This window comes from Cellulomonas triticagri (assembly GCF_003696205.1).
GTDB classification, from domain to species: domain Bacteria; phylum Actinomycetota; class Actinomycetes; order Actinomycetales; family Cellulomonadaceae; genus Cellulomonas; species Cellulomonas triticagri.
Genome location: NZ_RFFI01000055.1, coordinates 21,655 through 28,483 on the forward strand (window position 1 = coordinate 21,655; position 6,829 = coordinate 28,483).

Below are 6,829 nucleotides of genomic sequence, written 5' to 3' on the forward strand. Positions count from 1 at the left end.
TCCCGGAAAGAGAAGAGACCTCCCGTGCTGACCCGTCTGACGAGCGCCTGGCGCGCCTTCGCCGAGAAGCGCCCCGGCGTCGCCCAGTTCGTCGTGTTCTTCGTGCTGAGCAACGGCATCACCGTGCTGCAGCTCGCGCTCATGCCGCTGATCAAGTGGGTGTTCGGGATGACCGCGCTGGTCGACACCTCCTTCCAGGTGTGGCCGGTGGGGGCGGACGTGGACGGGTCGCAGTACTTCGTCTTCGACTACGCCGCCGGTGCGCTGCCGCAGGGGGGCGGCGGGCTGGCCTACTTCCTGGCGGTGCAGATCACGCTGCTCATCGCGCAGGTGATCAACTTCTTCGCGCAGCGGAACATCACGTTCAGGTCGAACTCGTCGGTCGGCAGGGCCGCCGCCTGGTACGCCGTCGCGTACGTCGTGATCACGCTCGTCGCCGCCGCCGCGCAGGGCTGGTACAAGGCGCCGATCTACGAGCTGCTCATCGACACCTGGGGCTGGGGCGGTACGGGCGAGACCCTCGCCGACGTCGTGACCATGATCATCAACTCGGCCATCTCGTTCTGGGTGTTCTTCCCGATCTTCAAGGTCATCTTCCGCCGGGTGCCGGTCGAGGCCGACGAGACCGACGAGGTGCGGACGTCGTGAGGCCGCTGCTGTCCGTCGTCGTCCCGGCGTACGACGCCGAGCCCTACCTGGCGCGGGCGCTCGACTCGCTCACCGGGTTCGGTCCCGAGGTCGAGGTGCTGGTCGTCGACGACGGCTCGACGGACGGGACGGCGGCGCTGGCGCGCGGGTACGTCGACCGCCACCCCGGCGGCGTCCGGCTGCTGCGCAAGCCCAACGGGGGTCACGGGTCCGCGATCAACGCCGGCCTCGACCACGCGCGCGGGACGTACGTCAGGGTGCTCGACGCCGACGACTGGCTCGACCGCGACGCCCTGCGCGCCCTGCTCGACGCGCTGCGGGACGCCGTCGCCGACGACCGCGAGGTCGACCTCCTCGTCACCAACGTGGTCTACGAGAAGGTCGGCAGGCGGCGGGCCACCGTCGTCCGCTTCCGCGGCGCCCTGCCGCGCGGCCGTGTGCTCACCTGGGACCGCACCCGGCCGTTCGCCCAGCGGCAGTACCTGATGATGCACGCGCTGACCTACCGCACCGCCGTGCTCCGCGAGGTCGGGCTGCGGCTGCCCGAGCACACCTTCTACGTCGACAGCCTGTACGCCCTGCTGCCCCTGCACCGGGTGCGCACCCTGCAGTACCTGGACGTCGACCTGTACCGGTACCTCATCGGGCGCCCGGACCAGTCCGTGCAGGAGGTCGTGATGCTGCGCCGGCTCGACCAGCAGCTGCGCGTCAACCGGCTGATGCTCGACCACGTGTCCCGCACGCCCGTGGCCCAGCCCCGGCTCGAGCGCTACCTGCTGCACTACACCGCCATCATCTGCGCGGTGTCGTCCGTCCTGCTGGTGCGGGCCGGCACGCCGGAGGCGCTCGCCGAGCGCGACCTGCTGTGGGCGCGGCTGCGCGCCGCCGACCCGGCGCTGTACCGGCGGGTGCGCTGGTCCGCGCTCGGGCAGCTCAGCAACCTGCCCGGCCGCGCCGGGCGGCGGGTGTCGGTGCTGGCCTACCGGGTCGCCCGCCGTGCGATCGGGTTCAGCTAGTGCGCGGCGGGGGTGGTGCGCGCGGGGGCGATCGCGTGGAACGCCGCCAGCACGTCGGCCGCGAGGTCGAAGTCCGGGCGGATGAACCACTGCGCCTGCAGCCCGTCCCAGGCGCCGACCAGCAGCCGGGCGCACCGCTCGGGCGACGCGGCGAGCACCGCCTCGCCCGAGGTCTGGATGGCCGCGAACGAGCGCGTCATCGCGCCGGTGATGAGGTCGGTGCGCCGCACGAACGTGTCGTGCGCCGGGTGCGCCGGGTCGGACGACTCCGCCATCAGCACCTGGTACAGCCGGGCGAGGTGCGGGTTGGTCGTGTCCCGGGCCACGAGCCGCGTGAGCAGGGCCTCGACCTGCGCGACCGTCGTCGCGTCCTCGCGGGGGGCCGGCCCGGACAGCAGGTGCTCGAACACCGCGGTGTACAGGTGCTCCTTGCTGGGGAAGTGGTAGAGCACGGCCGACTCGGTGACTCCCGCGCGCTCGGCGACGTCCGCCGCCGTGGTCGCCCGGTGGCCCTGCTCGGTCACCAGCCCGTGCGCGGCCGCCATGATCGCGGCGCGTCGCTCGCGCGTCCCCGCGTAGGGACCGCGCCTCCCCCCAGTCACGTCGGCGATGGTGCCACACGGGTGACCCACCAGGAGGTTGACCCGGACGAACGCAGAGTCGACCATGTGTTCACGCACCGGTCGGGTGCCGGTTCACGACGGAGTGACCACCGCCCGGTCGCGTACCCGCGGGAGCAACCGTGATCACCATCCGCGTCGTCGACGACGACCCCCGGGCCGCCCAGCACCTGGTCGACCACATCCGCCGCTACGAGCGGGAGCACGGCGAACGGTTCGCCGTCGACGTCCTCGTGGACGGCGCGCAGCTCGTCGAGCAGTACCGCCCCGACGTCGACATCCTGTTCCTCGACGTCGACATGCCCGGGCTCGACGGGTTCACCGCCGCCCAGCAGGTGCGCCAGCTCGACGGCGACGTCGTCATCGTGTTCGTCACCAACCTCGGCCGGTACGCCATCCGCGGCTACGAGGTGGGCGCGCTCAGCTACCTGCTCAAGCCCGTCGGCTACACCGGGTTCGCCCAGCAGCTCGCCCGCAGCGTCCAGGAGGTCCGCCGCCGGCCCGTCGAGGACTTCCTCGTCCTGCCGACGAAGGGCGGCATCGCCCGGGTGAGCACGTCCGACATCGTCTACGTGGAGAGCGCCCAGCGGCACACCCTCGTGCACGCCGTGGACGCGCGGTACGCCGTCCCGGTCACCCTCAAGCAGCTCGAGGACGACCTGCGCGGCAAGGCGTTCTACCGCAGCAACCACTGCTACGTCGTGAACCTGCGGCACGTGGTCGGTGTCGAGGACGGCGACTGCGTGATGAGCGACGGCGGGCGGCTCGCCGTCTCGCGCTCCCGCAAGCGCGGCTTCATGACGGCCCTCACGGACTTCCTCGCCGGACCGGTCCTGGCGCGCGCGGGCACCGGGTGAACCGGGCCGTTCGACGCGACAAGGTCAAGACTCTCTCTCACACTGGTCAGGTTCTCGACCCAAGTCGCCCCGTCGAACCCCCCAGGGAGAGCTCCGCGTGAGCAACCACGGCACCGGTCCCACCGGTGGGAAGCCCAGCCATCCCGGCCCGCCCCGTGCGCGGGCCGCCCGCGTCATCCGCGAGGTCACCTCGCCGGAGACCGTGGGCACCCCGCACCCCGCGCTGCTCCCCGGTCTCGGGGTCGAGCAGACCCGCACGGTCTTCGGCATGGACCGGGGCGTGTTCGGCGTGACGCTCTCGCTGATCGTCGCGGTGATCGTCTGGGGCGTCGTGGCGCCGCAGTCGCTGTCCGACGTCGCGTCGGCGGCGTTCGAGGTCGTGACCGTGGACTTCGGCTGGTTCTTCGGCCTGCTCGCCATCGCCGTCTTCCTGTTCATGATGTGGATCGGCTTCGGTCGGCACCGGGCCGTGCGGCTCGGGCAGGACGACGAGCGTCCCGAGTTCTCGACCGTGTCGTGGGTCGCGATGCTGTTCTCCGCCGGCATGGGCATCGGCCTGCTGTTCTACGGCCCGCTGGAGCCGCTGACGTTCTTCCTCGACCTGCCGCCGGCGTTCGAGGACCTCGACGCGGGCAGCGACCAGGCGCTGCACGCGGCGCTCGCGCAGACGCTGTTCCACTGGGGTCCGGTCGCGTGGGCGTTCTACGCGCTCGTCGGTGGGGCGGTCGCCTACGCCGCGTACCGCAAGGGTCGGTCCCCGCTGATCTCGTCGCTGCTGGAGCCGATCTTCGGGCGCCGCACCGAGGGCTGGCTCGGCAAGGTCGTGGACGTGTTCGCGATCGTCGTGACGCTGTTCGGCACGGCCGTCTCGCTCGGCATCGGGGCGCTGCAGATCGGCCGGGGCATCGAGATCGTGGGCGGCATCGGCCCGCTGGGCAACGGCGTCATCATCGCGATCATCGCGGTGCTGTCCATCGCGTTCATCGTCTCGGCGGTGTCCGGCGTCAAGCGCGGCATCCGCGCGCTGTCGAACATCAACATGGTGCTCGCGGGGCTGCTCGGCCTGTTCGTGCTCGTCGTGGGCCCGACGGTGCTGCTGCTCAACCTGGTGCCCGGCGTGATGATGACGTTCGTCGGGGACCTGCCGACGCTGATGGCGCAGTCGGCCGCGACCGCCCCGGACGCGCAGGAGTTCATGAGCGCGTGGACCACGTACTACTGGGCGTGGTGGGTGTCGTGGACGCCGTTCGTCGGCATGTTCATCGCGAAGATCAGCCGGGGCCGCACCCTGCGCGAGTTCGTCACCACGGTCATCGTCGTCCCCAGCGCGGTGTGCCTGGTGTGGTTCACGGTGCTCGGCGGCACGACGATGTGGCTCGAGCAGACCGGCGCGCAGGTGAGCGCCGCCGAGAGCGGCCAGGACCTGCTGTTCACCGTCCTGCACGAGCTGCCGCTCGGCGCGATCACCTCGGTGCTCGCGGTGATCTCGATCATCATCTTCTTCGTCACCAGCGCCGACTCGGCGTCGATCGTCATGGCGACGATGTCCGAGCGCGGCAACCCCGAGCCCCGCAAGGGCACCACGATCGTGTGGGGGCTCGCGCTGGCGCTGATCGCGGGCGTGCTGCTGGCCGGGGGCGGCGAGCTCGCGCTGTCCGGGCTGCAGAGCCTGATGATCGTCTCCGCGCTGCCGTTCACGGTGGTGGTCGTGCTCGTGATGGTCGCGTGGGCGAAGGACCTCGCCCGCGACCCGCTGACGCTGCGTCGCCGGTACGCCCGCGAGGCGCTACACCAGGGCGTGCGCGCGGGCATCGAGCGGCACGGCGACGACTTCGTGGTCGGTGTGGTCGCGACGCCGCCCGACGAGGGCGCCGGGGCGTGGCTGGACACCGACGACCCCGCGCTCACCGAGTGGTACCAGCCGGAGGAGGCCGGGGCGACCGCGCAGGACGCCGCGCCGGCGACGTCCGAGGGCACGGACGCGGCCCCGCTCCCGGAGGGCGAGCCCACCCGGGCCCTCGACAACCGCAGCTGACCCGGGGCCCTGCTGCGTCGAGTGCGGAGAAGCTGCTCTCCGCACTCGGCGGGGCGCGAGCGCGTGCGCGCGTGCGCGAGGGGTCGCCGGGCGGGCCTGCGTAGGAACCCGCCCGGCGACGTCTGTCAGCCCAGCAGGACCTGGGCCACCTCGGGGGTGACGCCGTCGCGCACGGCGGCCCGTGCGGTCTCGGCGTCGGGGGCGGCGAGCGCCGCGGCGGCCAGCGCCCGGCACGCGTCGAGGGTGTGCGCGCGCAGCGCGTACCGGGCGGCGGGCACCCGGCCCGCGGCCATGGACAGGCTCGTGATGCCGAGCCCCGCCAGGACCAGAGCCATCAGCGGGTCGCCTGCGGACTCGCCGCACACGCCGACCGGCTTGCCGGTCGCGACGCCCGCCTCGGCGGTGGCGCGGACCAGGTCGAGCACGGCGGGCTGCCACGGGTCCAGCAGGTCGGCGAGCTCGCCGCGCAGCCGGTCGGCGGCCATCGTGTACTGCGCCAGGTCGTTCGTCCCCAGCGAGACGAAGTCGACCTCCGCCAGGATCGCCTCGGCGCGCAGCGCGGCCGCGGGGACCTCCACCATGACGCCGACCTTGACGATGCCGGCGGCGCGCGCCGCGGTGGCGAACGCCCGGGCCTCGGCGGGGGTGGCGATCATCGGGGCCATGACCCACACGTCGGCCTGCCGCTCGGTGGGCAGCGCGCGCACGGCCGCGCCCAGCGCGTCGAGCTGGCGCTCCACGATGCCCGGCAGCGACCGCACCAGGCGGTAGCCGCGGACGCCGAGCGCGGGGTTCTCCTCGTCGGACTGGTTCGCGAACGCCAGCGGCTTGTCCGCCCCGGCGTCCAGCGTCCGGATGACGACCTTGCGCCCGGCGTAGGCCTCGATGACCTCGGCGTACGCGGCGGTCTGCTCGGCGACGCCCGGCTCGGTGCGCGCGTCCAGGAACAGCACCTCGGTGCGGAACAGGCCCACGCCCTCGGTGCGGCCCTGCGCGTCGCGGGCGTCGGCGGGGGTGCCGACGTTGGCGAGCAGCGGGACGGCGTGGCCGTCGGCGGTGGTGCCGGGGCCGGTGACGGCGGCGACGACCTCCTCGGCGGCGGCGCGGCGGGCCACGAGCGAGGCGGCCTCGGGGGAGGGGTCGACCTCGACGGTGCCGGTCGCGGCGTCGACCAGGACGGGCGTCCCGGCGGCCAGGGCGGTGGCCCCGGCGACGCGCACGACGCACGGCAGGCCGAGCTGCCCGGCGACGATCGCGGTGTGGCTGGTCGGGCCGCCGCGCTCGGTGACGATGGCGGCGACCAGGGCGAGGTCCAGGGCGGCGGTGTCGGCGGGGGACAGGTCGTCCGCGACGACGACCGCGGGGCCGTCGAGGGCGCCGAGGCCGGGCTCGGGCACGCCCAGCAGCCGGGCGACGGCGCGGTGCCGGACGCTGCGCAGGTCGGTGGCGCGCTCGGCGAGGTCCCCGCCCGCGGCGGTGAACACGGCGGCGAAGCCCTCCACCGCGCGGTCCACGGCGGTGGCCGGGCCGACGCCGTCGTGCACGAGGCGGGCGGCCTCGGCGGCGAGCGCCGGGTCGCCGGCCATGGTCGCGGCGGCCTCCAGCATCTGGCGCAGGTCGGCGTTGCCGGTCGCGGCGGCGCGGGCGCGCAGG

Annotated in this window: 6 protein-coding genes; 4 read left to right on the forward strand and 2 right to left on the reverse strand. The window is 73.6% G+C overall.

Annotated features, from left to right (window positions below; translation table 11 throughout):
• Positions 1-24: 24 nt before the first annotated feature.
• Positions 25-648: a hypothetical protein gene (locus EBM89_RS11140; protein WP_122149497.1), complete on the forward strand. Its 624-nt coding sequence runs from the start codon at positions 25-27 to the stop codon at positions 646-648.
• On the forward strand, positions 645-1,664 hold the full coding sequence (locus EBM89_RS11145; RefSeq protein WP_199732070.1) for a glycosyltransferase family 2 protein: 1,020 nt from the start codon (positions 645-647) through the stop codon (positions 1,662-1,664). The genes EBM89_RS11140 and EBM89_RS11145 overlap by 4 nt, the downstream gene beginning before the upstream one ends.
• On the opposite strand, the gene EBM89_RS11150 is transcribed toward EBM89_RS11145, so the two are convergent.
• Positions 1,661-2,266, reverse strand: a complete 606-nt coding sequence (locus tag EBM89_RS11150) for a TetR/AcrR family transcriptional regulator (protein WP_158609645.1) — start codon at positions 2,264-2,266, stop codon at positions 1,661-1,663. The two genes, EBM89_RS11145 and EBM89_RS11150, sit on opposite strands and share 4 nt — an antisense overlap.
• Positions 2,267-2,406: 140 nt before the next feature.
• On the opposite strand from EBM89_RS11150, the gene EBM89_RS11155 reads away from it, so the two are divergent.
• Entirely contained in the window at positions 2,407-3,141 is a 735-nt protein-coding gene (locus EBM89_RS11155; protein WP_122149499.1) for a LytR/AlgR family response regulator transcription factor, read from the forward strand.
• Between the two features lie 97 nt (positions 3,142-3,238).
• Positions 3,239-5,176 (forward strand): BCCT family transporter, encoded by a 1,938-nt coding sequence (locus EBM89_RS11160; RefSeq protein ID WP_122149500.1) that lies wholly within the window; start codon positions 3,239-3,241, stop codon positions 5,174-5,176.
• A 125-nt stretch (positions 5,177-5,301) separates the two neighbouring features.
• On the opposite strand, the gene ptsP is transcribed toward EBM89_RS11160, so the two are convergent.
• Positions 5,302-6,829 (reverse strand): phosphoenolpyruvate--protein phosphotransferase (ptsP, locus tag EBM89_RS11165; RefSeq protein ID WP_199732071.1); only part of this gene is annotated, 1,528 nt, incomplete at its 5' end.